A 25,271-nucleotide genomic window follows, 5' to 3' on the forward strand; every position below is an offset into this window, starting at 1 on the left:
GTCTCTCCTTACGCGGAAATGACCGGCCTGGCGGTGTGCCGGCCGTGGGCCGCGACGACCAGGCGCGCGGCGGGTGCGGCGATCAGCAGGGCACTGACCGGCTGGACGAAGACGCAGCAGGCGGCGATCAGGGCGACGACAGTGGTGAGGCCGGCCGCTGCCGGCTGTACGACGATCCGCTCGACCGTCCGCCGGTAGGTCTCCCGGACGCCAGTGGTCTCGTCGGCGAGGGACGGGATCACGTTCGTGGTGAACACCAGGAAGGGGACGACGACCGCTACCAGCGCGGCGGTGGCGTACGGCCGCTGTTCCCCCATGTGCGGCACGATCACGAGGTTCACCGCCAGCAGCGCGGCGGCCGGCAGGAGGGGCACGGCGGCCACGGTGCCCGCGCGCGCGGAGCGTCGTACGTGGGAGAGGAACGTCGAGCAGACCGGGCCCTCGTCACCCTGGGCCCATCCGCGCACCGTCGCCACGAGGGCGGCGGTGGCGGCCGGCGCCGTGACCAGCAGCGCCGTGCCGACCGTCCACAGCAGACTCAGCAGCGAGTACCGGCACATGGTGTCGAGCGCCTCGTACACGCGACCGGACCACCACGCCCGGTGGGGCGGCCGGTTCATCCCTTCATCCCCGAGGTGGAGATGCCGTCCACGATCAGCCGCTGGAAGATCAGGAACAGGACGAGGGTGGGCAGCAGCGACAGGACGCTCATGGCGAACATGGGGCCGAACTCCGACTGCCCGGTGCCGTCGATGAACTGACGCAAGGCCAGGGGCACCGTGTACAGCTGTGATTCCGAGATGTAGATGAGCTGGGAGAAGAAGTCGTTGTACGTCCACAGGAAGGTGAAGATCGCCGTGGTGACCAGCGCCGGTGTCAGCAGCGGCAGAATCACCTTCAGATAGATCTTGCCCGGATTGCACCCGTCGAGCGCCGCGGCGTCGTCCAGGTCGCGCGGAATGCCGCGGATGAACTGCACCATCAGGAAGATGAAGAAGGCGTCGACGGCGAAGAACTTCGGCAGGATCAGCGGAAGGTAGGTGTTCACCCAGCCGAGATAGTGGAACAGGATGTACTGGGGAATGATCGTCACCTGCGCAGGCAGCATGATGGTGACCATCATGAGAGCGAACGCCGTGCGCTTGAACCTGAATTCCAGGCGGGCGAAGGCGAACGCGGCAAGGGAGCAGGAGACGATGTTTCCCACGACCGCGCCGAGGCTCACCACGACGGAGTTCAGCAGCGGACGCCCGAAGGTACTGCCGTCGGCGCTGGTCCAGCCGTTGACGTAGTTGCTGAGGTCCCAGCTGCGCGGCAGCAGGCCGACCGAACCGAAGATCTCGTCGGCGGGCTTCAGGGACGCCGACAGCAGCCACACCAGGGGATAGAGCATCGCGACGACGCCCACCGTGAGCACGACGTAGAGCACTGCCCTGGTGGCGCGCCGACCGGCGGTTGAGGGACGGGACGCGGGCACCGTCTCAGGAGGAGGCGTGCCTTTGCCGACGAGTTGAGTGATGGTTGTCATGGCGCACTCTCACTGTTCATCGGAGTAGTGGACCCAGTAGCGGCTGAGCCAGAAGTTGACCGCGGTCACCGCCCCGATGATGACGAGCAGGACCCAGGCCATGGCGGCTGCATAGCCCATCTGGAAGTTGCTGAACGCGGCCTGGTACAGGTACAGGGTGTAGACGAGCATCGAGTTGCCCGGTCCTCCCTGGCCGCCGCCGATGATGAAGGCCGAGCCGAACACCTGGAACGCGCTGATGATCTGCAGGATCAGGTTGAAGAAGACGATGGGCGTCAGCATCGGCAGGGTGATGGCGAAGAACTTCCGCACGGTGCCGGCACCGTCGAGGGAGGCGGACTCATACAGCTCCGCGGGAATCTGCCGGAGCCCCGCCAGGAAGATGATCATCGGTGAGCCGAATTCCCAGGCCCGCAACAGGACCAGCGTGCCCAGCGACCAGTCGGGATCGCCGATCCAGCTCGTCGTGGAGTGGATGCCGATCATTCCGAGGATGTTGTTGAAGAGCCCGTTGGCGCCGAAGATCTCCCGCCACAGGATGGCGATGGCGACGCTGGAGCCGAAGAGGCTGGGCAGGTAGTACAGGGCCCGCCACACGCTCATGCCCCTGATACCGCGGTTGAGGACAGAGGCCAGCAACAGAGCGAAAGTGAGTTGCAACGGCACCGCGACGGCCACGTAGACGCCGGTGACCAGCACCGACTGCCGCCACAGCGGGTCAGCGGTGAACATCTTCGTGTAGTTCTCCACGCCGGCCCACTGCGGTGCGGAGAGCAGGTCGTAGTTGGTGAACGACAGATACAGCGAGGCGAGGAGAGGGCCCGCCGTCAACAGCGCGAGTCCCACGATCCAGGGGCTGAGGAACAGCAGTGCCCACTTGCCCTGGGGGCGTCGGCGTTCTGTTGCTCTGGCGGCCCTCACGGTGGTCGGGGCTCTGCGGTCGAGCCCGGACGTCATGGTCACGAGAGGAATCCTTCGGCTTGCGAGAAGAAGCTATCGGTTCCCGAGGAGATCGACTGCTGGCCGGTGGCGACGCTCTGGCCGGCCGTCACGAAGGCCGTCATGACCTGGGGGGAACCGCTCGGGAACTCCTCCGCGAGGGAGGGGACCGGCTGGGCGAACTCCTTGGAGACGAGTTCGACGTAGTCGATGAAGACCCGGTCGACCTTGTTGAACTCGATGACCTTGCGGAGTTCCAGGTTGGGCGGCGCAGCGAACTCGGCCTGGAGGATCCTCGCGGCCTGCTCGTCGTTCAGCATGAAGCCGAGCAGGGCGGCAGCGTCCGCCGGGTGGCTGGAGCGGGCGTTGACCGCGGCCCAGTTGGAGGCCCGGACGAAGAGGCCGGACTTCGAGGCGCTGACCATCGGTATGGTGCTGACGGCGAGTTCGTTCTTCGTCAGGGCCTGGAAACCGCTGAGGACGTTCGGGTAGATGAAGAAGTTCGGCGCCTTGCCCGTCACCAGCAGCGAGTTGCCGAAGCCGCCGGTGGCGGTCTGCACGGTGAGGTCCCCGGGCGGGGCGGCGCCGCTCTTGCGCAGCTCGGCCCAGATCGCGAACCAGGCCTCCAGGTCGGCCTTCGAGAAGCCGAGCTTGCCGTCCTTGTAGAGCTCCTTGCCACGCTGACGGACGAAGACCTGAAAGCCGTTGAAGTCGGCGCTGTTGTCGATGGTGCCGTAGAGGCGGCCCTTCGCCTTCTTCTTGACGTCGTTGGCGAAGGTGATGAAGTCGTCCCAGGTGTGGCCGGGCTCGGGGAGCGACATTCCGAGATCGGCCAGCGCCGTCTTGTCCCAGATCACACCGTAGGCGTTGTCGCCGAGCGGAAGGGCCACGCGCTTGCCGTCGATGACACCGCCGGAGGAGGACTCCTTGTCGACGTGCGACAGGTCCAGGACCTTGGGGCCGTAGCGGTCGAGGGGGGCGAGGGCGTTCTTCGACGCGTACTGCGCGACGCTGTTGTGGAACAGCGCCACGACGTCGGCCGCCGCGCCGCCGGCGATCTGGGTGGCCAGCTTCTGCGCGTAGGCCTCGTTGGCGAGCAGTTCCAGGCCGACTTTGCCGCCGTTCTTCTTGGCGTACAGCTTGAAGACCTGCTGGAGCTTGTGCTGCCGCGTGTTCGAGCCGTATGCCGACATGGTCAGCGAGACGTTGCCCTGGGGCGTGGCCGAGGTGGACTGCGGGCCGGGGGAGGTGCCGCACCCGGCCAGGGACAGGGTGGCTGCGCCGGCCGCTGCGACGCCGAGGCCCAGGAAGGAGCGGCGGGAGGGCCCTTGAGTGATGTCGTGCATGTGCGTGCCTTTCCTCATTGAAAGGTGGGGGAGAGCGGGGAGGGGTGGTGGGAGATGAAGGGCGAGGGGTGGTGGGAGATGAAGGGGGAGGGGTGGTGGGAGGAGATGGAGGTGGGACGGCGAGGTCAGGCGAGGCTCAGAAGCCTTCCATTCGGTGCGGCACGTAGTGCGCTTCGAGCGTGCTCATCTCTTCGGCGTCGAGGGTGAGGTCGACGGCCGCCACGGCGTCGTCGAGGTGGTGGGGCTTGGTGGCGCCGACGATCGGTGAGGTGACGACCGGGCGGTGCATCACCCAGGCCAGGGCGATCTGGGCCCGGGTGACGCCTCGGGCCTCGGCGAGTGCCGCGACCTGGTCGCTGATCTTCCGGTCCTCGGCCTCGGCCTGCTGGTACAACGTCTTGCCGAGGGGGTCGGTCTTGATCCTTTCGGCGGCCTCGTCCCAGGCCCGGGTGAGCTTTCCTCGGGCCAGCGGGCTCCACGGAAGCAGCCCGACGCCCTGGTCCAGGCAGAACGGGTGCAGTTCGCGCTCATCTTCCCGCGTCAGCAGGTTGTACTGGGTCTGCATGGAGACGAAGGGCGTCCAGCCGCCGAGCCGGGCGGTGTACTGGGCCTTGGCGAACTGCCAGGCGTACATCGACGAAGCGCCGATGTAGCGGGCCTTGCCTGCCTTGACGACATCGTGCAGGGCCTCCATCGTCTCCTCGATCGGGACGGTGTCGTCCCACCGGTGGATCTGGTAGAGGTCGACATGGTCGGTCCGCAGGCGGCGAAGGCTGGCGTCGATCTGTTCCATGATGTGCCGGCGGGAGAGCCCGCCGCCGTTCGGGCCGGGACGCATCACACCGTGGACCTTGGTGGCGATGACGACCTCCTCACGGCGTGCGAAGTCGCGTATGCAGCGGCCGAGGATCTCCTCGCTGTGGCCGAGGGAGTAGATGTTGGCCGTGTCGAAGGTGTTGACCCCGAGGTCGAGGGCGCGCTTGATGAACTCGCGACTCGGCTCCTCGGGCAGGGTCCACCCGTGTGCTCCCCGGTCGGGGTCGCCGTAGCTCATGCAGCCGAGAGTGACGGCGGAGACTTCGAGCCCGCTGGCACCCAGCTTCAGGTACTTCATGTCAGTGCGGCTCCTTCTGGAACATGCGGATGACGCTGGAATCGTCGTCGCGGCCCAGCCCCTGGTGGCTGGCGCGGGAGAACAGTTCGGCGGCCTGCTCGGTCAAGGGAGTCACAGCACCCGCTTCCCGGGCCGCGGCGAGGACGAGGGACGAGTCCTTGACGAAGATGTCGATCGCGCTGCGGACCGGCGTGGTGCCGTCCTTCAGCATCCGCGGCCCGCGGTCGCTCAGCATGAACGAGGAGGCGGCACCGGACTCGATCGTGGCGAGCACCTGCTCCGGGTCGAGGCCGAGCGCACGCGCGAACTGCAGGGCCTCGCCCGCCGCCGCCAGGTGCACGGAACACAGCAGCTGGTTGACGAGTTTCACCGCCTGCCCGTCGCCGACCCGGTCACCGCAGTGGGCGATCCTCGCGGCCATGAGCTCCAGCAGCGGCCGGACCTCGTCGAGTACCTCGGGCGCGGCGCCCGCGAGCACGGTCAGTTCGCCGGTCACGGCCCGGACGGCTCCCCCGGTGACCGGCGCGTCCACCACCCGGGCACCGAGGGCTTCGAGACGCAGGCCTGCGTCGACCACGCAGTCGACACCGACCGAGCTCATCAGTACCACGGTGGTGCGCGCCGCGAGGCCGGCATGGACGCCGTCCTCGCCGAACAGGGCCTGCTCCAGCTGGGCCGGCGTGGCCACCATCACGACGGCCGTGTCGGCGCCGCGGACCGCTTCGGCGGCGCTGCCGGCGACGCAGGCGCCCTCGGCGGCGAGCTCGGCTGTGCGGGCGGAGTCCGGGTCGAACACCGTCACGGGATGCCGGCGCATCACCAGCCTGGCCATCGGCATCCCCATGGCCCCGACTCCGACGAACGCGACCCTCACGCGGCCTCCCCGTTCTTCGGGGCGAGTGCGGCTGCCAGGTGGTTCAGGGCGGATCCCACTTCTTCTTCCTTCGAGGAGAACGGGCTGTTGTGTGTCTCCAACTCCAGGACGAGCGGCCCCTGGTAGCCGACCGCTGTCGCCCCGGTCAGGACGCGGGCGAAGTCGATGTCGCCCAGGCCCATCGGCCGTCTGATGTCCCCGGGGACGGCATCGCGCAGATGGATCGTGGACACCCGGTCGGCGAACCGGGGGAACAACTCTGCGGGGTCCTCGCCGGCGGCACGGACGTGGGAGACGTCCCAGGCCTGGGTGATGCCGGGCGCCAGTGCGGCCAGCAGTTCGTCCGTGCGCGTCATCGTGTTGACCAGCCGCAGGTAGTGGGGCGCCTCGACGGTCAGCTCCACGGCCACCTCGCGGGCCCGGTCCAGCACGGGCTCCAGCCCGGCAGCCACCCGTTTCAGCTGCTCCTCGGCCGGCACTCCGGAGTCCTCCGGCTCGCCGCAGGTGAGCACCAGACGTTGACTTCGCGCGTCGGCACAGAAGTCGAGCAGCCGGTACATCGCCTCGCGTATCGCCGTGTGGTCGGCACCGCTGTTGAAGGACCCGGGATCGGCGTTGACGCCGGTGACGGTCAGGGACGCCGCCCGGACCCGGGCCGCGACGGCGGACAGCTCGGCGGCTGTGCCGGTGGGCGGAACGTGCTCGCACAGTCCGGCAAGGGCGCCCAGATCGACCTGACGGAAGCCGAGGCCGGCGATGGTGTCGAGTGCTCGCGGCAGTTCACGGTCGCGGAAGGTGATGGTGGAACAGGACAAGGGTGGCAACGTCGGCATGACTCATCCGGTCTCTCAGTCGCGGGGGGAAGGAAGCTGTTCCGGTGCCGGCGGAGTGGGCTGGGCGTCGCCCTCGTAGCGGCGGGAGAAGTCAGCCATGTGCGCCGAGACGACCGTGGCCACGTGTACGGGATCTCCGGTCTCGATCGCGTCGACGATCGCGACGTGGTCCGCGTAGCGCATCCGGTCCGTCGCCCGGGCAGGGCCGGCCGCAATGATGATCATCTCGATCTGGCCGATCAGACGGCCCCACACGGCGCTGAGGGTGTCGTTACCCGTCAGCTCGCAGAGCCTTGAGTGAAAGGCCAGGTCCAGTTCGATCTGCGCCCCGAAGGACAGCCCCGGGCCCTTCAGCGGCTCAAGCAGTCCGCGCAGTTCGGCGGCGCTCTCGGCACGGTCCGCACGCTGCGTCAGCTTGGTCGCGGCCAGCACTTCCAGCGCCTCGCGGACTTCGAAGACCTCGCAGATCTCCTGCCGGGAGAGCTCCCGGACGTGCATGTGTCCACGGCCGTCGCTGATGATCAGGCCTTCGACCTCCAGCGGGCGCAGGGACTCCCGCAGGGTTCCGCGGCTCACCCCCAACTCGCCGCTGAGCGTCACCTCCACGATGTGTTCGCCGGGGCGCAGAACGCCCGAAATGATCTGTTCTCGCACATAAGCGGTGCAGCGCTCCCGCAGTGTGCCGCGGCCGAGTGTGGCCTGAACACCGTTGGTCATGGCGAGAACCGTAACTGTTGACATTTTTTTGTCAACAGTTACGGTGACGAAACATCAACGCCGAGGAACGGACGGAGATGAGGGGTACGTGACGCGTCTGTGGAATGCGCCGGACGACTTTCCCGACGAGATGCTCGCCGGTTTCACCGCAGCGAGTGGCCGGTGGGTACGGCAGGTGCCAGGTGGTGTGGTGCGCTCGACGCGGGACCCGCGGCCGACGGTGTCGGTGGTCGTCGGCGGGGGATCGGGCCACTACCCGGCCTTCGCGGGGCTCGTCGGTCCCGGATTGGCACACGGTGCCGCTGTGGGGAATCCGTTCTCCTCGCCGTCCGCCCGCCAGGTCGAGTCGGTGGCGCGGGCCGCCGACCAGGGCCGGGGAGTCCTGATGTGCTACGGAAACTACGCCGGCGACGTCCTGCATTTCGGGGAGGCGGAGGCCGCGGTCCGAGCCGACGGCATCGACTGCCGTACGGTGCGGGTGACCGACGACATCTTCAGCGCCCCGGCCGGCCGAGCGGAACAACGGCGCGGCATCGCGGGCGACTTCACCGTCTTCAAGATCGCCGGGGCCGCCGCGGCGGCCGGACACGACATGGACACGGTGGAGGCCCTGACTCGGCGGGCGAACGCGCGCACCCGGTCGATGGGTGTGGCGTTCTCCGGTTGCAGGCTGCCGGGCGCCACCGAGCCGCTGTTCACCGTCCCCGAGGGACGGATGGCCATCGGTCTGGGAATTCACGGAGAACCGGGCATCGCCGAGGTGGACATGCCGACCGCGGACGGCCTCGCCGAGCTGTTCGTCGAGCGCCTGCTCTCCGCGGAAGAGATGCCGCTACCGGACGGACCGCGCGGTGCCCGGGTGGTCGCCCTGCTCAACGGCCTCGGTTCGGTGAAGTACGAGGAGCTGTACGTCGTCTACCGACGCGTCGCCGAACTTCTCGATGCCGCCGGGGTGACCGTGGCCGACCCCCATGTCGGTGAGTACTGCACCAGCTTCGACATGGCGGGGGTCTCCTTGACCCTGCTGTGGCTCGACGACGAACTGGAGCGACTGTGGTCCGCGCCGGCCGACGCACCAGCGTTCCGGACCGGGAGTGTGGACACTTCCCTGCTGCTACCCGCCCAGATCGCACCGGACGCCGAGAGCGGGAGTGAGCCACTGCCGGAGTCGAGCCGGGCCTCCCGTCGGCTCGCGGCCAGGATCGTCACGACCCTCGACGCCTCCCATACGGCCATCGACGCCGCGGCCGAGGAACTCGGCCGCATCGACGCGGTGGCCGGTGACGGCGACCACGGTGTCGGCATGCGGCGCGGCACCCGCGCGGCGGCCCGCGCCGCGACGGAGGTGGCCGCGCGGGGCGCGGGCGCTCTGACGACGCTGCACGCCGCTGCCGACGCCTGGTCGGACAAGGCCGGTGGCACGTCGGGCGCGATCTGGGCCGTCATCCTGCGTGCCGTCGGACGCGAACTGGGCGACGACCGGGAGCCCACCCGGGAGGACCTCGTCCGCGGACTGAACCGCGCAGTCGAAGAGGTCACCTCCTACGGCAAGGCCGCAGTGGGCGACAAGACGCTGGTCGACGCGCTCGTGCCGCTCGCGGACACCTTCGCCGCTGCCGTGGGAGCCGGCACGGACCCGACCGCCGCGTGGTCACAGGCGGCCGCCGCCGCGGAGACCGCAGCCCAGGCGACCGCCGACCTGCTCCCTCACCGCGGCCGGGCCAGAACCCACGGCGAACGGTCCCTGGGCACCCCGGATCCCGGAGCTGTCTCCCTCGCGGCCCTCGCCCGGGTCGTCGAGCAGTCGTTCTCCACCGTCGGCTGACCGCCGTACCGACCAGCCCTTCAACGAACGGACTTCGCACCATGACCGCCTGGCGTCTCGTCGTCGGCTCCGACGACGCAGGATACGAGTACAAACAGCGCATCAAAGCCGATCTCCAGAACAACCCTGACGTGGCCGAGGTCGTGGACGTCGGTGTCGACGCCGATGGGCACACCCACTATCCGACCGTGGCCATCCAGGCCGCCGAGATGATCGCGAGCGGGGAGGCCGACCGGGCGATCCTGGTCTGCGGGACGGGGCTCGGAGTGGCCATCGCCGCGAACAAGGTGAAGGGTGTGCGGGCGGTCACCGCCCACGACAGCTACTCCGTCGAGCGGTCCGTACTCTCCAACAACGCGCAGATCCTGTGCATGGGACAACGCGTGGTCGGTATCGAACTCGCCCGGAAACTGGCCGGGGAGTGGCTCGCTCTCCGGTTCGACGAGTCCAGCCCGTCGATGGCGAAAGTCGCCGAGATCCACAACTACGAAGCCTCATAGCCTGGTCGAGGCTTGCCTCAAGGCCGGATGACGAACCACCCCGGGGTTGTCAGAGCTCCCAGTCGGTGGCTGTGAGCCGGGACCGCCGGGGTGCCGTCCCCCCGGCGGGGCCGATCAGCTGAAGTCCTGCCGTACCCGTTCCCGATGCCCCTCCACCGCGTCGGCGTAGGCGCGGGCTTGAGGGATCTGCCAGTAGGGCCCGCCGTTGTAGCGGGACGCGAGCTCTGCTTTCTGGGCATCGGTCATCTGCTCAGAGGGAACGTCGGCGAACGAACTCTGAGCCTTGAGATCCGCCATGTACTTGGTGGCGATCAGCAGGTTCTGGGTGGGGTCCTCGAGCGCTCCGCGGATCTCGTCGCGCTGGTCGGTGGTGAGGTTGGCGGGCTCGTAGCCGAGCGTCTCGGCTGCGCGACGGATCTGGACCGCCATGGGCCCGTACGAGGTGTTGTCCCGATCTCCGCCCAGAGGGCCGGGCAGGTTCTCCGGAACGAGAGGACTGAGGACGTTCTCCGCCACGACGCGGGACATTTCCACCTGCCGGTCGATGGCGTAGGGCGTGCCCCCCACCTCCTGCATCGCGATCGCCGCGACCACGTCCGGCGGCAGACCGTACACCTTGGCCGTCTCCTTGATCGCCGCCCGGTTCTCCAGGACCCACTCCCTCTTGTCGCCGATCGCGTCCGTGAGCCACGAACTCCTCACCTCCGGCATGCCCTTGGCATGAGTGCGCAGGTCCCGGAGCAGGACGGAGACCGTGGCATCCGGCCCCGTCAAGGTGCCGGCCTTGCCCCATGGACTGCCCGGAAGACGTGTGAGCGGGTTGTCCGCGGCTTCCGCACGCTCCGCCGACAGTGCCTTGACCTTGGACAGCAGCGCCGCCGCGTCCTTGTGCGTGGTGCGGAAATCGGGGATGAGCGCCGTCGCCGCCTTCAGCGCCGCCACACAGCCCTCACGGGCAGACCGCTCGGTGTTCAAGGCCCGGGCGAAGGCAGCTTCGGCCTGGGCGTAATAGCGCTCGGCGTCCTCCCTGATCGCGTCACGATCGACGCCGAGTTCACTGACCCAGTCGAGAAAACCGGTGGTTTGCCGCATGTCCTCCCAGCGCCGCATCGGCTCCGCTGACTGCTGGGCGCGGGTGAGCGCGAAGCCCTCACCGCTCAGCACCCCGTTCAGCCGCTCCTGGGCCTCCTTGCCGTCGCGCAGGTGGGGCTTCGCGTCCGCCACCGCGTCCGCGTACTTCAACAGCGCCGACTGCGCCGCGTCGTAGCCGTCGTAGAGACCCCGGGCCACGCCCCGCACATCGCGCAGACGGGCCTCGTACGATGTCCGGGCCACGCTCTCCCACTGCACCTGCTCCGCCTTGCGCACGGACGGCTCGATGGAGTCGAGCAGATCGCGCATCCGCCGGTACTCCTGGGCGTTGCGCTCGATGAGGACCGGATCGCAGTCCTCCAGGAACTTCACGTCCGCGTAGTACACCACCATGCTCAACCCCGCTTCCCGGGCACGTAGGTGGACGAGTCCACGAAACTCCTGAGTTCCGCCGCCGTGGCCGCCTCCGTGGACGTGTACGCGTTGCCCGTGCTCCTGAGCAGGGTGGAAAGAGCGGTCAGCAGCGCCGCCAAGTCGGTCCCCTGATCCGCAGCGAACCCGGCGAAGTCGTGGACCGCTTCCGACACGTCCAGGTGCGAACGCGGTGCCCGGGCCATCGTGCCGGCATCCCCGTCGAGACGGCCCTGCTCAAGCAGACCAGCGACCTCCAGCAGGATGTGCGCGCTGCCGTCAATCGAATCGGGCGCAGCTCTGTAGCCGCCGAACGTCATGGTTCCAGCTCCCCCTGTACTGCCCCATGGCGGTACGGCTCGGTTGAATGTACGCCACCGAAACCTCAGTGCCATCGCAGGATAAGAGCAGTTGGGGAGCACAAGGACGGGTTCGCAGGGCGTGCGTCGCAGTCCCTCACGACTCCCACAAGCGGGATGAGGGGTTCCCCTCGCTCTGTCCTGGTAGGGCTCGTTTGGGTCGGTCCTGCATCTTGGGGTCGACATCGTCATGCACCGGATTCGCGAGGCACTGGAGCGCAGCGGGGTCGAGGTCGACCTGTCCTCCAAGTCGATAAGCCGGGCGAGCCGCGCTTCGCGGTGGTCGGCAATCCGCGGAACCGCCGGGTGGAGATGTTCGCCGCCACCGTACGGGCGGCCGGGCTACCCGCGCCCCGGCTGCCGGCCTGGCGTGACGTGCTGCGCGACGGCGCGCGGTTCGAGGCCGGCGAGACCGTGCGGATCGATTCGCCGGGCGAGGACGAGGAGGTGGAGCGGCTACTTCGAGGTCCCGGCGACCCCAGGCGCGTGGAGGGCATGGCCCGCTGGTACGTCCGGTTCACCGGCGCCGTCCGGGAGGTTGCTGCGACGGCGCGGGAGGCCGGCGCGGCCCTGCTGGACGGCCCGGTCGGACTGGCCGAGATGTTCGACAAGCGGTTGTGCCCCGGCGTGCTGAGCACGGCCGGGGTAACGGTCCCGCCCTCGCCGACCTCGGGGCCCGGCGCCCCGTCGGTCGACGGCTGGGACGACGTACCGGCGGCCCTGGTCGGCACCGCCGGGCTGCGGCGCGCGTTCGTGAAGCTCGCGCACGGCTCGTCGGCGTCCGGCGTGCCGGCCGTCTCGGCCGTGGCCCCGGGCCGGTTCCGTGCGGCCACCTCCGTCGAACTCACACCGGACGGCACGCTGTTCAACTCCCTGCGGGTGCGCCGGTACGACAAGGAGGCGGACATCTCACGACCGTGGACGCTCTCGCCCCGGACGGGCTGCACATCGATCTGCTGCCCGCCGCCCGATGGCGGCAGTTCGCGATCGGCGAGGTCAATGCCTTCGGCGATCTGCGGCCGCGCTTGACCGGCCTGGAGGGCAGTGGCGCCGAGGGAATGGACACCTACGCCGCCCAGGTCGCGGCCGTGACGTGCGACGCCGCGCACGGGGAGGACCCGCAAGAATCCGCGCCTGAACCGGACAGGAACAAGGCAGTCGGCAGCCACGACCTGCTGCTCGTCACCCTCTACTGGCGTCAGACAGGCAGGGCGGCAAGCCACTCGGTGAGGAGTCGGTTGACCTCGGCGGGGCGTTCTTGCTGGATCCAATGGCCGCCGCCGTCGAGGACGTGGGAGGAGACCAGGCCCGGGAGCGTAACCGGGTACGCCTTGATCGCGTCAGCCAGCCATGTCGTGGAAGCGTCCAGACTGCCCCCGATGAACAGGGACGGCTGGGTGATGGGGGCACCGTCGAAGTCGGCGAGGTCCTCCCAGTCGCGGTCCATGTTCCGGTAGCGGTTGAGCGCTCCGGTCATGCCGGTGCGTTCGAACTCCCCGGCGTAGACGTCGAGGTCCTTCTCGCTGAGCCAGGCGGGCAGCCGGCCGAGAGGGAAGCGGTCACGCAGCGTTCCGGCCCTGCCGACGAAGTGCGGATCGGGAGCGCCGGGTGCGGGCATGGTGTCGGCGGACAGGGCCGCGTAGAAGCCCGCGAGCCAGCCGCGTACATCAGGTTCGATCTCGGCCTCGGCGCGACCCGGCTCCTGAAAGTACGAGACGTAGAACTCCTCGTCCCCTCCCATCTGAGCGAAGATGTCGCTGGGGCGGGGCCCGCCGCGCGGGGTGTAGGGAACGCTCAGCAGTCCCACTGCGCGGAAGACCTCCGGCCGGAGCAGGGCGGAGTTCGCGGCGATGTTCGCGCCCCAGTCGTGGCCGATGACGACAGCAGACTCCTCGCCCAGGGCATGCACCACCGAGACGTTGTCCTCCACCAGGTCGAGCATCCGGTACGCATCCGTCGCGGCCGGTTTGGAGGAGCGGCCGTAGCCGCGGACATCGACGGCGGCGGCGCGGTACCCCGCCGCCGCGAGTACCGGCAGTTGCTGGCGCCAGGAGTACCAGGACTCCGGGAAGCCGTGTACGAGCAGCACCAGCGGCCCGGTTCCCTGCTCCGCGAGATGAATCCGGCCGCCTGGCGAGGAAACCAACCGGTGCGTGACCTCCGCGACGTGCTGCGACATACGACTCCTCCAGAACTGCTGGTCTGCTGTGCGGCAGGACGGCTCCCTGCCGCCGTTCCGCCTGCTCAATGCCGAGCATGCGGAAGACTCGGCCGAAAGGATGAGTTCGTTTGCCGATTCAGCAAGCCCGCGCCGAGTCACCAGGGAATGATGGCGAGGGCTTCCACTTCCAGCACGAGTTCCGGTCGGAAGAGCGCGGCCACCTGTACGGCCGTACTCGCCGGCGGATGCGCGGTGTCGATGTGGGCGTCGCGGACGGCCCGTACCTCCGGCAGTATGGCGACGTCGGTGACGTAGAAGGTGAGCTTGGCGACCTCGGCGAACGTCGCGCCGCCTGCCGCGAGGCAGCGCCGCAGATTCTCGAACACCTGACGGGCCTGGGCAGCGGCGTCGCCCTCCCCGACCACGTTTCCCTTTTCGTCCAGCGCCACCTGCCCGGAGACAACGACCAGCCGGCCTTCGCCCACCACCACATGGCTGTAGCCGTTCCCCGGCGCGACCCCGTCAGGCGGAATGTGGGTGAGCATGGTCCCGTCGGACTCATCTGACACGGGCGTTCTCCTCAATGAGCTTGTAGGGGTCGGGATTCACGCCGGGATCGTTTCATGAGGGTGTCTCGGGCATCGAGTCATTTGTAGAGCTCACGAAACACAGATTCCGCAGGAGGGTCGTCGTCAGGCGAGCTGTGTCACGAGCGGCGACTGTTGTCGCGGCGTAGACGGCTCGTCGGGCTCCAGTTGCGGCCCGGCGGTACGCATCGCAGGCTGCTTCCATGGACCGCACCCCGGAAGACAGAGTGCTGCCCATCCTGGTGACGGGCGCGGCGGGCAGCGTTGGCGGCGTCGGACGATCCGTGGTCGAGGGCCTTCGGCGACGGGGCCTGCCCGTCCGGGCCATGGTGCATCGCGATGACGAGCGGGCGGATGCGCTGCGTGCGACGGGCGCCGAGGTCGTCGTCGGAGACCTGACGCGCGCGGGCGACGTCGACGAGGCCCTGGCCGGTTGCGGACGTATGTACTTCGGCATGGGCGTGTCCGCTCAGTATCTGGAGGCTGCCCTGACGACGGTGGCCGTCGCACGCGAGTACGGACGCCTGGAAGTGTTCGTGAACATGTCGCAGCTGACTGTCGCCGAGATGGACCTCAAGAGCACCTCCGAGTCGGTGCAGCAGCGGCAGCAGTGGCTGGTGGAGCAGGTGCTCAGCTGGTCAGGTCTGCCCACCGTCCAGATCAGGCCCACTGTGTTCATGGAGAACCCGCTGTTCCGTGTCGGCTTCTCCTCGATCGCGAAGTCCGGAAGTATCAGACTGCCCTTCGGCCGGGCGAAAACCTCCCCTGTGGCGGCCGGGGACGTCGCCGCGGTCGTGGAGGAGATCCTGGCCGGTCCCGCATCGCACATCGGCAGGATCTACGAGCTGACCGGCCGACGCTCGGAGGACATCGCCGCTATGGCGTCGGAGGTATCCGAAGCTCTCGGCCGACCGGTCAGCTACACCGACGTCCCCATGCAGAAATGGATCGACGACGATCTCAGGCCGTCGGGGCTGCCGGACCACGTCTTCCAGCACATCTCCACCATGGCTCGCCTTCATTCGGAGAATCGCTACGACCGCAAGGCGGAAGGGGTCGAGCAGGTCATCGGTCGACCTCCTACCGGGGTGGCCGACTACGTCCGTCAGAACCCCAGCCTGTTCAGCTCCTGAAGCGGGGTCGACTCCTGAAGCGGGGTCGAAACGCAGTACGAAACCCTCGTTCCGCAGTGCACTCGGCGGAGAGTAACTGGGGCTGCAGGACATCGTCTGCCGCCTGGGCCAGGACCCGCACAGACCAGCGCGCACGAGGAGAATCATGAACCGTCGTGTCGTCTACACCCGGGGCGGGTTGCCCGCCGACGTCCTGACCGTCATCGAGGAGCCGGAGCCGGCGGGGCCCGAGCGCGGCCAGGTCCTCATCCGCACCACGGCCTTCACGGTGCATCCCGGTGATCTCCAGGCCGTCGAGGCCCACCCGGGGAAGGCCGCACAGCCGGTTCCGGCCGGCCTGGAGGCCACCGGCGTGGTCGAGGCGATCGGCCCGGGAGCGCGCGTCGCGCCAGGTGTCGAGGTCGGTGGCCGCGTAACGGTCTTCCCCCAGCCGGGGGCGTGGTCCCAGTGGATCGTGACGGACGCCGAGGCGGTCTTCGCCGTACCGGACGAGTTGTCGGACGAGGTCGCCGCGCAGATGCTGGCGAACCCGCTCACCGCGGTGATGCTGCGCCGTGAGGCGCAGGAGCACATGGCTGTCGGATATGACGGTCTTCTCGTGCAGACCGCCGCGGGCTCCTCGGTCGGGCGGCTGCTGACGGGCGTGTGCCAGTTTCACAACCTGGCGCTCGTCAACGTCGTCCGCAGCGACCGCGGTGCCGCGGAGCTGCGCAAGCGGTTCCCCGACGTGCCGGTCGTGTCGACAGCACATCAGGGCTGGGCCGACGAGGTCCGCAGGGCGGCCGGCGGCCGACCGGTGAGTGTGGCCTTCGACCCGATCGGCGGCAAGCTGGCGGAAAGCCTTCTGGACCTGTTGGCGCCGGGCGGGAAACTGATCAGTTACGGGCTGATCGCCGACGAGCCGATCTCGCTGCACGCGTCGACGCTGCTGAACAAGTCGCTGACGCTCCGGGGCAGGAGCATCGGCCGGTGGCTGTCCGAGGCCTCCGCCGAGAGGCGGGCATCCGACGTGGCCACCGCGAAGCAGATCGCGCTGGCGCTCAAGGACCAGTTCGAGGTGGCCGCCACGTACGGTCTTGGCGAGCTGGCCGACGCGGTGGAGCACGCGGTACGGCCCGGCAAGGTCGGCCTCGTTCTCGTCCGCCCCTGACAGCCGCCGGAAGGCCGGGGCTTGATGTGACCGCCGACTGCGCGGGCGGGCAGCCGTCAATGGATGCGCGGAGCCCTGCCTGGGCGAGGCGGTGCGGCGGCCGCTGTCGAGGACCGTGCCGACGGCGCGGACCACGGCAGTTCGCGCACGTCCTCCGAGCGGCGACACCCTGACACTTCCCCGGCGGTGGCCGCCTCGCCCCGATATGGCCCGGCGTGCCGTAAGTGAACGTTGGGTTCCCCTGTCGTCCCGACTTCTACGTTCGTATACCGGTCTGTCGACGCGATGGACGGGAGCCCGACGGCCGCCTGCCGTACGGCCATTGGCGTGCCCGGGCGTCGCGGGGCTTGTGCCTGTGTTCCCAGCCGGCAGGGCGGACAGCGGGGTTACTTCTGGCGAACGGTTGGGAAACGGTTGCCGGATGGAACGCTCAACATCTTGCTGTGAGTGTGTCTACGCGCGTATCTTTCCAGCCGACTTCCGGGTTGTCCCACTCCTCCCACATATCAGCCACACCCCCTTTACAACACCCTCTGCAAGAGAGAGCTCCACGTGTCCTCACGCATACCCCCGGCCCTGCGTGGCAGAAGCGCCAAGGCCGTCCTCATCGCGCTTCCTGTCGGTCTCACCGGTTCGCTCATCGCCCTCCCCTTCGCCGCCGAGGCGGCCCCGTCCTCCGACGCCGTGATCTCCGAGGTCTACGGCGGTGGCGGCAACTCCGGTGCGTCCCTCACCCATGACTTCATCGAGCTGGGCAATGCCGGGAACGCGTCGTTCGACCTCAGTGGCTGGTCCGTGCAGTACCTCAGCGGCTCGCCCACCTCCACCTCCAAGTGGCAGGTCACCCCGCTCTCCGGTGCTGTTCCCGCGGGCGGCAAGTACCTCATCCAGGAGGCCAAGGGCGCCGGCGGCGACACCGCCCTGCCGACCCCCGACGCCACCGGCACCATCGCCATGTCGGCGGCCAGCGGCACCGTGGCGCTGGTCCACTCGACCACCGCGCTCACCTGCCTGACCGCCGCCGACTGCGCGGCCGACGGCACCGTCAAGGACCTGGTCGGCTTCGGCACCGCCGTGGTCCGTGAGGGCAGCCCCGCCACCGGCGCCGGCAACACCACCTCCGTCTCCCGCGACGCCAAGTTCACGGACACCGACGACAACTCGGCGGACTTCACCGGCTCCGCTCCGAGCCCCAGCAGCAGCACGGGTGAGAGCGGTGGCGGCGACCCGTCGCCCACGCCCACCCCGACGCCCACCGACACCACCCCGGGCCCGCTGCGCATCCACGACATCCAGGGCGCGACCCGGCTCTCCCCGGAGAACGGCCAGACCGTCACCAACGTGCCCGGCGTGGTGACCGCCGTACGCAGCACCGGCTCGAAGGGCTACTGGATCCAGGACCCGGACGCCGACAACAACCCGGCCACCAGCGAGGCCATCTTCGTCTTCACCGGCTCCGCCACCCCCCTGGTCAAGGTCGGCGACTCGGTGGTCGTCTCCGGCAAGATCAGCGAGTACTACCCCGGCGGCAAGACCAGCGGCACGCAGTCCGTCACCGAGCTGACCGGCCCGACGGCGAGCGTGCTGTCCTCCGGCAACAAGCTGCCGGCGGCCGAGGTCATCGACGCGGCCACGATCCCCGACGCCTACGCGCCGAAGGTCGAGGGCGGCAACATCGAGTCCCAGCAGCTGGAGCCCGGCACGTACGCGCTGGACTGGCTGGAGGCCCACGAGGGCATGCTGGTGGAGATCCGCGACACCCGCGTGGTCGGCGCGTCCAACCAGTACAACGAGACCTGGATCACCACCAAGCCCCAGCAGAACCCGACGCCGCGCGGCGGCACGGTCATGACGGGCTACGACAACCCCAACTCGGGCCGCCTGCTGATCGCCTCACTCACCGGTGACCAGCTCAAGGCCAACGTCGGCGACACCCTCACCGGTACCACCGCGGGCCCGCTGGACTACGCCAACTACGGCGGCTACAACGTCCAGGCGACCACGCTCGGCACGGTCAAGTCCGGTGGGCTGAAGCCGGAGGTGGCGCAGAAGGGCAAGTCGGACGAGCTCTCCGTCGCCACGTACAACGTCGAGAACCTCGACCCGACCGACCCGCAGAGCAAGTTCGACCGGCTCGCCGAGGGTGTCGTCAAGAACCTCGCGTCACCGGACATCATCAGCCTGGAGGAGATCCAGGACAACAACGGCGCCAAGGACGACGGCACGGTCGCGGCCGACAAGACGATGGCCCAGTTCATCGACGCCATCAAGGCGGCCGGCGGCCCGGCGTACGACTGGCGTTCCGTCGACCCGGTCAACGACCAGGACGGTGGCGAGCCGGGCGGCAACATCCGGAACGTCCTCCTCTTCAACCCCCAGCGCGTCAGCTTCGTCGACCGGCCGGGCGGCGACTCCACCACCGCCGTGGAGGCCGTCAGCGGCAAGAAGGGCGTGCAGCTCTCGGTCTCGCCGGGCAGGATCAACCCCACCTCCGACGCCTGGAAGAGCAGCCGCAAGCCGCTCGTCGGTGAGTTCGTCTTCCGTGGCGAGCAGGTCTTCGTCGTCGGCAACCACTTCAACTCGAAGGGTGGCGACAAGCCGCTGCACGGCGCCGTCCAGCCGCCGGTGCTCGGCTCCGAGACCCAGCGCCTGGCCCAGGCCAAGGAGGTCAACTCCTTCGTCTCCGGCATCCTGGCCAAGGACAAGAAGGCCAAGGTGGTCGTCCTCGGAGACATGAACGACTACCAGTTCTCCAAGCCGCTTCAGACGCTGACCGCGGGCGGTGTCCTCACCGACCTGATCAACACCCTGCCGGTGGGCGAGCGGTACAGCTACGTGTACGACGGCAACTCGCAGACGCTGGACCACATCCTCGTCTCGCCCGCCATCAAGAAGCCGGCGTACGACGTCGTCCACATCAACTCGGAGTTCTCCGACCAGACGAGCGACCACGACCCGCAGGTCGTCCGCATCAAGTGAGCACACCTGCCCACTGATCGACACGTTGGGCGTGCACGTGACCACGTGCACGCCCAACGTGCTTTCGTCACCGGGCGGTCACCGCAGCGGGTCCGCCCTGAGCAGGTCGACGGCGCGCTCCGCGACCACAACGAGCGGATCGTCGTTGGCGCCGATCCGTGGCGCAGCTCTGTGGCGCCGATCCGTCAAGCGCGACCTGCCCCTTCGACGATGCGGTCAGCCCTTGACGGTAGTGCTCTCGACGCCGGGAAACCCCTTGTCCCACCAATGCCCGTAGCGCCGGTAGACGGCTGGATCGCGATGGGCGAGCAGTGCGGACAGCCTCTCCGCCTCTTCGGTCAGACCCTGCCAGGCGGCCTTGCCGAGCCTGTGGAAGGCGGTGAGTTCCAGCCCGTCCTCGCCTGCACGCCATACTCCGGCGACCTGCCCGTCGACGAGCAGGCACGGCAGTGTGTCGCCGTTGCGGCGGACGACCAAGGGTCTGTACTCCTCGGGGACGAGCCGACCGGGGCCGCCGTGGGCCAGCAGCGTGCTGTCCCACATCGGCAGCAGCCGCGGCGGCGCCGGGGTGTCCTCGGCCGGTGCTTGGCGCCGCCGTTGAACGTCCACCGACGAACCAGTAGTCATTGTCGACAACGACGAGAGCCGCGACCGGCGCAGGACTGATGTGCGGCATCGCCAGATACCCGGTCAGAAGGTCCGTGGGCGACCGTGCAAGACGAGTGCCCCGTCGGCTGACGGATGCTGACGGCAGGGAGACGCGGGTCACATCCGTCCATGTCACAGAGGATCGGGCCATCTCGTCTCAGGGGGTGTAGCCACTGACGACCACGGAGGAGCACACCATGGACGCGCGACTGAACTACTTCGCCAGCCCGACCGCCGGCAAGGCCCTCAAGTACTTCATGTCGGCGGGCAAGGCACTCAAGGACTCGCCGCTGCCGGCCATGACACAGGAGCTGGTGGCGCTGCGCGTGAGCCAGATCAACGGCTGCGCCGCCTGCATCGACATGCACACCAAGGAGGCCGCCGCTGCCGGCGAGACCGCGGTACGGCTGAACCTGGTGACGGCGTGGCGGGAGGCCACGGTCTTCACCGAGGCCGAGCGCGCCGCACTGGAGTTGGCGGAGGAAGGGACCCGGGTCGCGGATGCGGCCAGGGGCGTCAGCGACGAGGTGTGGGCGCGCGCCGCCAAGCACTACGACGAGGAACAGCTCACCGCCCTGGTGATCCTGGTCTCCTTCATGAACTTGGCGAACCGGCTGAACATCATCACCCAGCAGCCGGCCGGCAACTATGAGGCCGGACAGTTCCACTGAACGGCATCAGCAACTGGCTCGGGGCGCTGCTGCGGGTGCTGCGGGCGCTGCGCCCCGAGTCCGGTACGGCCAGGTGAGAGGGTCTCGAAGGGAGGGGATTCGACGTGAACAAGGTTGACGAGTTCTTGGAGTTGCGGCCGCTGCTGTTCTCGATCGCCTACCGGATTCTGGGCAGTGTGAGTGAGGCCGAGGACGCCGTGCAGGAGACATGGCTGCGCTTCGACGGCTCGACGACCTCACCCACGTCGCCCAAGGCCTTTCTGTCCGCCACGGTCACGCGGATCTCGATCGACGTGCTGCGCTCCGCGCGCGTGCGGCGAGAGGAGTACGTGGGCCCGTGGTTCCCCGAGCCGCTGCTGAGTGATCCGTATCAGGATCCGGCGCGCTCGGCGGAGCTGGCCGACTCGGTGTCGATGGCGGCGCTGCTGTTGCTGGAGCGGCTCAGTCCGCTGGAGCGGTCGGTGTTTGTGCTGCGGGAGGTGTTCGCCTTCGGATTCGACGAGGTCGCCGCGGCGGTAGGGCGTTCAGAGGGGGCGTGCAGGCAACTGCTGGTGCGCGCACGGCGGCACATGGAGGCCGGGCGGCCACGGTTCGAAGCGAACGGTCAGGAGCGTCAGGAGCTGGCGGCACGGTTCTTCTCCGCGTTGAAAGACGGCGACGTGGGCGCGTTGCAGAAGCTGCTCGCCGCCGATGTCCAACTGGTCGGGGACGGCGGCGGCAGGGCCCCGCAGCTGGCCAAGGCCGTCATCGGGGCCGAGAAGGTGGCCCGGCTGCTTGGCTCCGTCTTCCCCCGGATGGCACGGATCGACGTGACGTTCGAGCCGCACGAGGTCAACGGCGAACCCGGCGCGATCTTCCGCGACCGGGACGGCAAAATCCTGCACACTATGGCCCTCGAAATGCTGGACGGGCAGATCCAGACCATCCGCTCGGTGATCAATCCCGACAAGCTCGGCCACCTCGGACCGGTCGCCGACGCCTGGGCCATCGACCGCGAGGTGAAGCAGACCCGCAGGCAGATGAACTGACCTGAGCCGTGGTGTGGGGACAGCCCTTAACGGACAGCCCTTATCCGGGGTAGACGGTGCCGTCCTCCACGAAGCAGAGTGGGTTGCCCCAGGGGTCCTGGACGTAGAACGATCGCTCGCCCCAGGGGCGGACGACGATGGCGCCTGCCGGAGCATCGTGGACCAGTTCCGTGGACAGGCAGTCGAGTGCCTGGGCTCGTACGAAGACGGCGTCGAGGTCCGTGACGGTGAAGTACAGGGACTTCGCCGCCGGATGCGGCGCGGCCAGGGCGGACACGTCCTGGACGGAGAGGGTGACCGGTCCGCACTGGAAGTAGCAGCGTGCCCCGGCCTGTCTGCGCCCCTCCAGGCCCAGCAGCCTGCCGTAGAAGGCGATGGCCTCGTCGAGATCACCGACTTCCACGCTCAGTCTGAACAACTGCGGAACGTCCGCGCGGTCTGCTGGTCCGGTGGTCGAGCTGGTCATGTCAGGGGTTCTCCTTGGTTGCGATCGGGTGGCCCATGCTGCTGGGAAAAGTGGGCAAGCCACTGAGTGACCAGATCCAGACGGCTTCGCTGGAGCCGGTAGACGCGCGAGCGGCCTTGGCGCTCGCTGCTGAGCAGCCCGGCGACTTCCAGGACCTGCAGGTGTCTGGTGGTCGTCTGCCAGGAGTGGGCGAACACAGCGGCGATCTCGCCGGCTGTCATGGATCCACCGTTGAAGTAGACAGTCAGCAGAACACGCCGCCGTGCCGGGTGTGCCAACGCGCTGAACACCGCCTCGTAGGCGTCGGCCCGGCCCGTGGGCTCGTCGGTCGTGGGTTCCTCTTCTGCCGGGAATTCAGGCACAACATTCAGCCTATGTGCTGAATGTTGTGCCTGCAAGTACAATCGGCCGCTCGTGTGCTCGTGTGCTCGTGCGGTACCGGCACGCGCCGACACCCCGAACGTCGCGACGACGAGCGTCAGCGGCGCGCCGCCCTGGGGGACGTACGATCAGGCTCCCTTAGCGCTGGAAGGCGGTCGGTCCATGTCCGTGCCGAGCTTGCTCGCGGTTTTCGCTCATCCGGACGACGAGTCGTTGTCTGCAGGCGGCGTGCTTGCCCGTCACGCAGCTGCGGGCGCGCGTACCGCAGTTGTCACGGCGACCTGGGCCGCGGACACCCTGCGGGCTGCGGAGTTGGCCGAGGCGCTGCACATTCTCGGAGCAGGCAAGCCGCGGATGCTCGGTTACGCCGATGCGCGTGTACCGGAGTCGGCCCCGGGTTGCCTACGGTTCTGCGATGCGCCGCTGGACGAGGCGGTGCGGCGGTTGGTGGAGCACATCCGTGAATTCCGCCCGGACATCATGGTCACCCATGACGCCTACGGCGGGCTGCCCGGTCACCCGGATCACGTGCACACCCACCGGGTGACCATGCTCGCTGCCCAAGCGGCCGGACTTGGGCAGCTCTACCCGGACGCCGGTGCCCCCTGGCAGCCGCGTGCCCTCTACCTGGCCACGCACCCGCGCTCCGCAGTGCCGGCGCTGAGAGACGTGATCGGTGCGCGAAAGGCGGTGTACAGCGTTCCGGACGAACAGGTCACCGCAACTGTCGATGTCGGGCCTTGGATGGAGCAGAAGATCGCCGCAGTACTGGCGCATCGCTCCGAGGTGGAGCGCGGGGCCCTACCGGGGGTGATCGCCGGCCTTCCGACGGATGCACGGGAGCGGCTGTTCGCTACCGAGTGGTACATCCGTCACGCCCCCATGACTGCGGCCTCGGCCCAGACGGAACTGACCGCCTGACCACGGGACCCACGCAGTCCCCGGTGAAGGCGGCCGTGACTCCCAACCTCGTCGGCATTGATCACATGAAACGACGACGACCCACACGACCTCGCCAACATCACGTCGGCCAGGGCGTGCCCGGTTCGAGCATCGCCCGGCTGCCGAACCGACTGTGCCCGGTGGCCTTGGGCGGCTCGGCTTCGATGAGGTCGAAACCGGGCCGGGCGAGATCGACCATGCGGGCCCGCGAACTTCCGCACCGAGACGATCGGTGCAGAATTCACGTCGAGCGAACTCGCGCCGGGTAGAACGTCTATACGACCGAGACGCCGACCATGAGCAGCCGCCTTCCGGGCACGCCAAAGGCCCGTACCCCCTGTAGGGCCTGTTGCGAAAGTCCTGGTCGCGGCCGTCGTCGGGTGGCTGCGTGAGGAGTGCTTGGCGCTGTTTTGAATACTTCCAGTGGTCATAGGATCGGCGCGTGACTGCTGAAGATTCCGCATTCGCGGTGCTGGGTGTGTTGGGTGATTCCGTGCGTCGTCGGGTCTATCGACACGTCGCCGCCACCCCGGGTGAGGTAGGACGTGATGCGGTCGCGGAAGCGGTCGGGATTTCCCGATCGCTGGCCGCCTTCCACTTGGACAAGCTGGTCGAGGCGGGGCTGCTGGCCGTGTCGTTTCGGCGACTGTCCGGGCGCACCGGCCCCGGGGCGGGGCGGCCGGCGAAGGTCTACCGGCGTGCCGAGGGTGAGCACGCCGTGTCCGTCCCGCCTCGGTCCTATGACGCGGCCGGTCGGCTGCTCGCGGAGGCCGTGGAGAACGCCGGCCTGGACCGGGAGTTGCAGGCCGCGGCGCAGGCCGCGGGTGCGGCACACCCGGATGCGGCTGCCGGTGACCTGGTCGAGGTGCTGCGGGCCCGCGGCTACCAGCCCTTCTGGGATGGGGAGACGCTGCGGCTGCACAACTGTCCCTTCCGCGCGCTGGCCGAGGAGTTCCCCGCCCTGATCTGCGGGATGAATCTCGCGCTGCTCAAGGGCCTGGCACTTGAGCAGTGGTCGCCGACGATGGATCCGTGTCCTGGCGGGTGTTGCGTGGCACTTTCTAAAAACAAGGATCATTGACTATAGAGGTGGGGTCGGGCCATGCTGTGCCCATGACTGGCTTTCACCTTGCGCAGGTCAACATCGGCCGCATCCTCGCCCCGCTGGACAGCCCCGAGTTGGCCGACTTCGTCGCCCAACTGCCGGAGATCAACGCGCTTGCCGAGTGCAGCCCGGGGTTCGTATGGCGCATGGTCGACGACGAGGGCGAGGACGCGACCGGTGTCCGTCCCGACGAGAGCGACGACCTGCTCCTGATCAACTGTTCGGTCTGGGAGTCCGTTGAAGCCCTGCGGAACTTCACCTACCACACTGATCACCTGCGCGTACTGAGCCGCCGCCGCGAATGGTTCCAGCGCTTGGCCGAGGCGTACCAGGCCCTGTGGTGGATCCCGGCTGGTCACCGCCCGAGCATCGCCGAGGCGATGGAGCGGGTCGCGTTGGTACGCGAACACGGTCCCGGACCAACCGCGTTCACCTTCCGCGCACCCTACCCGGCACCAGCCAGGTCCGCGCAGGTCTAGGGT

General features: G+C 68.6%; 25 protein-coding genes and 1 pseudogene. 11 read left to right on the top strand and 15 right to left on the bottom strand.

Annotated features, from left to right (window positions below; translation table 11 throughout):
• Window positions 1–8: 8 nt before the first annotated feature.
• From E0500_RS41770 to E0500_RS41805, 8 genes are all read right to left on the bottom strand, one after another.
• Window positions 9–620, bottom strand: a complete 612-nt coding sequence (locus E0500_RS41770) for a DUF624 domain-containing protein (RefSeq protein WP_131560062.1) — start codon at window positions 618–620, stop codon at window positions 9–11.
• The gene (locus E0500_RS41775; RefSeq protein ID WP_131560060.1) at window positions 617–1,528 is read right to left on the bottom strand and encodes a carbohydrate ABC transporter permease; all 912 of its coding nucleotides are present in this window, start codon (window positions 1,526–1,528) and stop codon (window positions 617–619) included. Before E0500_RS41775 ends, E0500_RS41770 begins: the two co-directional genes overlap by 4 nt.
• 9 nt (window positions 1,529–1,537) lie before the next feature.
• Complete coding sequence (locus tag E0500_RS41780) at window positions 1,538–2,485, bottom strand: carbohydrate ABC transporter permease (RefSeq protein WP_131560133.1); 948 nt, start codon at window positions 2,483–2,485, stop codon at window positions 1,538–1,540.
• 2 nt (window positions 2,486–2,487) lie between these two features.
• Window positions 2,488–3,813, bottom strand: a complete 1,326-nt coding sequence (locus E0500_RS41785) for an ABC transporter substrate-binding protein (RefSeq protein WP_131560059.1) — start codon at window positions 3,811–3,813, stop codon at window positions 2,488–2,490.
• A 136-nt stretch (window positions 3,814–3,949) separates the two neighbouring features.
• Window positions 3,950–4,927 (bottom strand): aldo/keto reductase, encoded by a 978-nt coding sequence (locus E0500_RS41790; RefSeq protein ID WP_181587414.1) that lies wholly within the window; start codon window positions 4,925–4,927, stop codon window positions 3,950–3,952.
• A 1-nt stretch (window position 4,928) separates the two neighbouring features.
• Window positions 4,929–5,801 (bottom strand): NAD(P)-dependent oxidoreductase, encoded by an 873-nt coding sequence (locus E0500_RS45250; RefSeq protein WP_131560240.1) that lies wholly within the window; start codon window positions 5,799–5,801, stop codon window positions 4,929–4,931.
• Entirely contained in the window at window positions 5,798–6,616 is an 819-nt protein-coding gene (locus E0500_RS41800) for a sugar phosphate isomerase/epimerase (protein ID WP_165934885.1), read from the bottom strand. The genes E0500_RS45250 and E0500_RS41800 overlap by 4 nt, the downstream gene beginning before the upstream one ends.
• 33 nt (window positions 6,617–6,649) lie before the next feature.
• On the bottom strand, window positions 6,650–7,351 hold the full coding sequence (locus tag E0500_RS41805; RefSeq protein WP_131560244.1) for a GntR family transcriptional regulator: 702 nt from the start codon (window positions 7,349–7,351) through the stop codon (window positions 6,650–6,652).
• Between the two features lie 88 nt (window positions 7,352–7,439).
• Between E0500_RS41805 and E0500_RS41810 the strand changes: the two genes are divergently transcribed.
• Complete coding sequence (locus tag E0500_RS41810; protein ID WP_131560245.1) at window positions 7,440–9,176, top strand: dihydroxyacetone kinase family protein; 1,737 nt, start codon at window positions 7,440–7,442, stop codon at window positions 9,174–9,176.
• Window positions 9,177–9,217: 41 nt separating this feature from the next.
• Window positions 9,218–9,676, top strand: coding sequence for a ribose-5-phosphate isomerase (locus tag E0500_RS41815; RefSeq protein WP_131560247.1), 459 nt, complete (start codon window positions 9,218–9,220; stop codon window positions 9,674–9,676).
• A 114-nt stretch (window positions 9,677–9,790) separates the two neighbouring features.
• Here the strand turns inward: E0500_RS41815 and E0500_RS41820 are convergent, their stop codons facing one another.
• Together E0500_RS41820 and E0500_RS41825 are read right to left on the bottom strand one after the other, a co-directional pair.
• The gene (locus E0500_RS41820) at window positions 9,791–11,161 is read right to left on the bottom strand and encodes a transglycosylase SLT domain-containing protein (protein WP_220141826.1); all 1,371 of its coding nucleotides are present in this window, start codon (window positions 11,159–11,161) and stop codon (window positions 9,791–9,793) included.
• A 2-nt stretch (window positions 11,162–11,163) separates the two neighbouring features.
• Window positions 11,164–11,499 (bottom strand): hypothetical protein, encoded by a 336-nt coding sequence (locus E0500_RS41825; protein ID WP_131560248.1) that lies wholly within the window; start codon window positions 11,497–11,499, stop codon window positions 11,164–11,166.
• A 351-nt stretch (window positions 11,500–11,850) separates the two neighbouring features.
• Between E0500_RS41825 and E0500_RS41830 the strand changes: the two are divergent.
• Window positions 11,851–12,629, top strand: a pseudogene (locus E0500_RS41830) (STM4014 family protein); the annotation flags it as partial.
• 107 nt (window positions 12,630–12,736) lie between these two features.
• Here the strand turns inward: E0500_RS41830 and E0500_RS41835 are convergent.
• Together E0500_RS41835 and E0500_RS41840 are read right to left on the bottom strand one after the other, a co-directional pair.
• A complete protein-coding gene (locus E0500_RS41835) occupies window positions 12,737–13,717 on the bottom strand; it encodes an alpha/beta fold hydrolase (protein ID WP_131560250.1) in 981 nt (326 codons plus the stop codon).
• Window positions 13,718–13,854: 137 nt separating this feature from the next.
• The gene (locus tag E0500_RS41840; RefSeq protein WP_131560316.1) at window positions 13,855–14,244 is read right to left on the bottom strand and encodes a RidA family protein; all 390 of its coding nucleotides are present in this window, start codon (window positions 14,242–14,244) and stop codon (window positions 13,855–13,857) included.
• Between the two features lie 245 nt (window positions 14,245–14,489).
• Here E0500_RS41840 and E0500_RS41845 point away from each other — a divergent pair, with 245 nt between their 5' ends.
• From E0500_RS41845 to E0500_RS41855, 3 genes are all read left to right on the top strand, one after another.
• Window positions 14,490–15,419 (top strand): NAD(P)H-binding protein, encoded by a 930-nt coding sequence (locus E0500_RS41845; RefSeq protein WP_131560252.1) that lies wholly within the window; start codon window positions 14,490–14,492, stop codon window positions 15,417–15,419.
• 145 nt (window positions 15,420–15,564) lie between these two features.
• Entirely contained in the window at window positions 15,565–16,569 is a 1,005-nt protein-coding gene (locus E0500_RS41850) for a zinc-binding dehydrogenase (protein WP_131560254.1), read from the top strand.
• Window positions 16,570–17,121: 552 nt separating this feature from the next.
• Window positions 17,122–19,548: an endonuclease/exonuclease/phosphatase family protein gene (locus tag E0500_RS41855; RefSeq protein ID WP_309505315.1), complete on the top strand. Its 2,427-nt coding sequence runs from the start codon at window positions 17,122–17,124 to the stop codon at window positions 19,546–19,548.
• Window positions 19,549–19,764: 216 nt separating this feature from the next.
• Here E0500_RS41855 and E0500_RS41860 read toward each other — a convergent pair whose 3' ends face one another.
• Window positions 19,765–20,157: a DNA glycosylase AlkZ-like family protein gene (locus tag E0500_RS41860; protein ID WP_309505316.1), complete on the bottom strand. Its 393-nt coding sequence runs from the start codon at window positions 20,155–20,157 to the stop codon at window positions 19,765–19,767.
• Window positions 20,158–20,393: 236 nt separating this feature from the next.
• Here E0500_RS41860 and E0500_RS41865 point away from each other — a divergent pair, with 236 nt between their 5' ends.
• Both E0500_RS41865 and E0500_RS41870 read left to right on the top strand, forming a co-directional pair.
• On the top strand, window positions 20,394–20,867 hold the full coding sequence (locus tag E0500_RS41865; RefSeq protein WP_131560256.1) for a carboxymuconolactone decarboxylase family protein: 474 nt from the start codon (window positions 20,394–20,396) through the stop codon (window positions 20,865–20,867).
• A 104-nt stretch (window positions 20,868–20,971) separates the two neighbouring features.
• The gene (locus tag E0500_RS41870; protein ID WP_131560258.1) at window positions 20,972–21,895 is read left to right on the top strand and encodes an RNA polymerase sigma-70 factor; all 924 of its coding nucleotides are present in this window, start codon (window positions 20,972–20,974) and stop codon (window positions 21,893–21,895) included.
• A gap of 40 nt (window positions 21,896–21,935) precedes the next feature.
• On the opposite strand, the gene E0500_RS41875 is transcribed toward E0500_RS41870, so the two are convergent.
• Both E0500_RS41875 and E0500_RS41880 read right to left on the bottom strand, forming a co-directional pair.
• A complete protein-coding gene (locus tag E0500_RS41875; RefSeq protein WP_131560260.1) occupies window positions 21,936–22,361 on the bottom strand; it encodes a VOC family protein in 426 nt (141 codons plus the stop codon).
• Window positions 22,358–22,723 carry a helix-turn-helix transcriptional regulator gene (locus tag E0500_RS41880; RefSeq protein WP_165934886.1) on the bottom strand — a complete coding sequence of 122 codons (366 nt, stop codon included), beginning with the start codon at window positions 22,721–22,723 and terminating at the stop codon, window positions 22,358–22,360. The genes E0500_RS41875 and E0500_RS41880 overlap by 4 nt, the downstream gene beginning before the upstream one ends.
• Window positions 22,724–22,904: 181 nt before the next feature.
• On the opposite strand from E0500_RS41880, the gene E0500_RS41885 reads away from it, so the two are divergent.
• The 3 genes from E0500_RS41885 (at window position 22,905) to E0500_RS41895 (ending at window position 25,268) form a co-directional block, all read left to right on the top strand.
• On the top strand, window positions 22,905–23,663 hold the full coding sequence (locus tag E0500_RS41885) for a PIG-L family deacetylase (protein WP_131560264.1): 759 nt from the start codon (window positions 22,905–22,907) through the stop codon (window positions 23,661–23,663).
• 463 nt (window positions 23,664–24,126) lie between these two features.
• Window positions 24,127–24,765, top strand: a complete 639-nt coding sequence (locus tag E0500_RS41890; RefSeq protein ID WP_131560266.1) for a metalloregulator ArsR/SmtB family transcription factor — start codon at window positions 24,127–24,129, stop codon at window positions 24,763–24,765.
• A gap of 32 nt (window positions 24,766–24,797) precedes the next feature.
• The gene (locus tag E0500_RS41895) at window positions 24,798–25,268 is read left to right on the top strand and encodes a DUF3291 domain-containing protein (protein ID WP_131560268.1); all 471 of its coding nucleotides are present in this window, start codon (window positions 24,798–24,800) and stop codon (window positions 25,266–25,268) included.
• Window positions 25,269–25,271 lie beyond the last annotated feature (3 nt).

Origin of the sequence: Streptomyces sp. KM273126 (assembly GCF_004337435.2) — a bacterium.
Taxonomy (GTDB): Bacteria; Actinomycetota; Actinomycetes; order Streptomycetales; family Streptomycetaceae; genus Streptomyces; species Streptomyces acidicola.

Coding starts and splice junctions, on each gene's coding strand:
- E0500_RS41770 (WP_131560062.1), bottom strand. CDS start 620: ATGAACCGGCCGCCCCACCGGGCGTGGTGGTCCGGTCGCGTGTACGAG.
- E0500_RS41775 (WP_131560060.1), bottom strand. CDS start 1,528: ATGACAACCATCACTCAACTCGTCGGCAAAGGCACGCCTCCTCCTGAG.
- E0500_RS41780 (WP_131560133.1), bottom strand. CDS start 2,485: ATGACGTCCGGGCTCGACCGCAGAGCCCCGACCACCGTGAGGGCCGCC.
- E0500_RS41785 (WP_131560059.1), bottom strand. CDS start 3,813: ATGCACGACATCACTCAAGGGCCCTCCCGCCGCTCCTTCCTGGGCCTC.
- E0500_RS41790 (WP_181587414.1), bottom strand. CDS start 4,927: ATGAAGTACCTGAAGCTGGGTGCCAGCGGGCTCGAAGTCTCCGCCGTC.
- E0500_RS41805 (WP_131560244.1), bottom strand. CDS start 7,351: ATGACCAACGGTGTTCAGGCCACACTCGGCCGCGGCACACTGCGGGAG.
- E0500_RS41815 (WP_131560247.1), top strand. CDS start 9,218: ATGACCGCCTGGCGTCTCGTCGTCGGCTCCGACGACGCAGGATACGAG.
- E0500_RS41820 (WP_220141826.1), bottom strand. CDS start 11,161: ATGGTGGTGTACTACGCGGACGTGAAGTTCCTGGAGGACTGCGATCCG.
- E0500_RS41825 (WP_131560248.1), bottom strand. CDS start 11,499: ATGACGTTCGGCGGCTACAGAGCTGCGCCCGATTCGATTGACGGCAGC.
- E0500_RS41835 (WP_131560250.1), bottom strand. CDS start 13,717: ATGTCGCAGCACGTCGCGGAGGTCACGCACCGGTTGGTTTCCTCGCCA.
- E0500_RS41840 (WP_131560316.1), bottom strand. CDS start 14,244: ATGCTCACCCACATTCCGCCTGACGGGGTCGCGCCGGGGAACGGCTAC.
- E0500_RS41845 (WP_131560252.1), top strand. CDS start 14,490: ATGGACCGCACCCCGGAAGACAGAGTGCTGCCCATCCTGGTGACGGGC.
- E0500_RS41850 (WP_131560254.1), top strand. CDS start 15,565: ATGAACCGTCGTGTCGTCTACACCCGGGGCGGGTTGCCCGCCGACGTC.
- E0500_RS41865 (WP_131560256.1), top strand. CDS start 20,394: ATGGACGCGCGACTGAACTACTTCGCCAGCCCGACCGCCGGCAAGGCC.
- E0500_RS41875 (WP_131560260.1), bottom strand. CDS start 22,361: ATGACCAGCTCGACCACCGGACCAGCAGACCGCGCGGACGTTCCGCAG.
- E0500_RS41885 (WP_131560264.1), top strand. CDS start 22,905: ATGTCCGTGCCGAGCTTGCTCGCGGTTTTCGCTCATCCGGACGACGAG.
- E0500_RS41895 (WP_131560268.1), top strand. CDS start 24,798: ATGACTGGCTTTCACCTTGCGCAGGTCAACATCGGCCGCATCCTCGCC.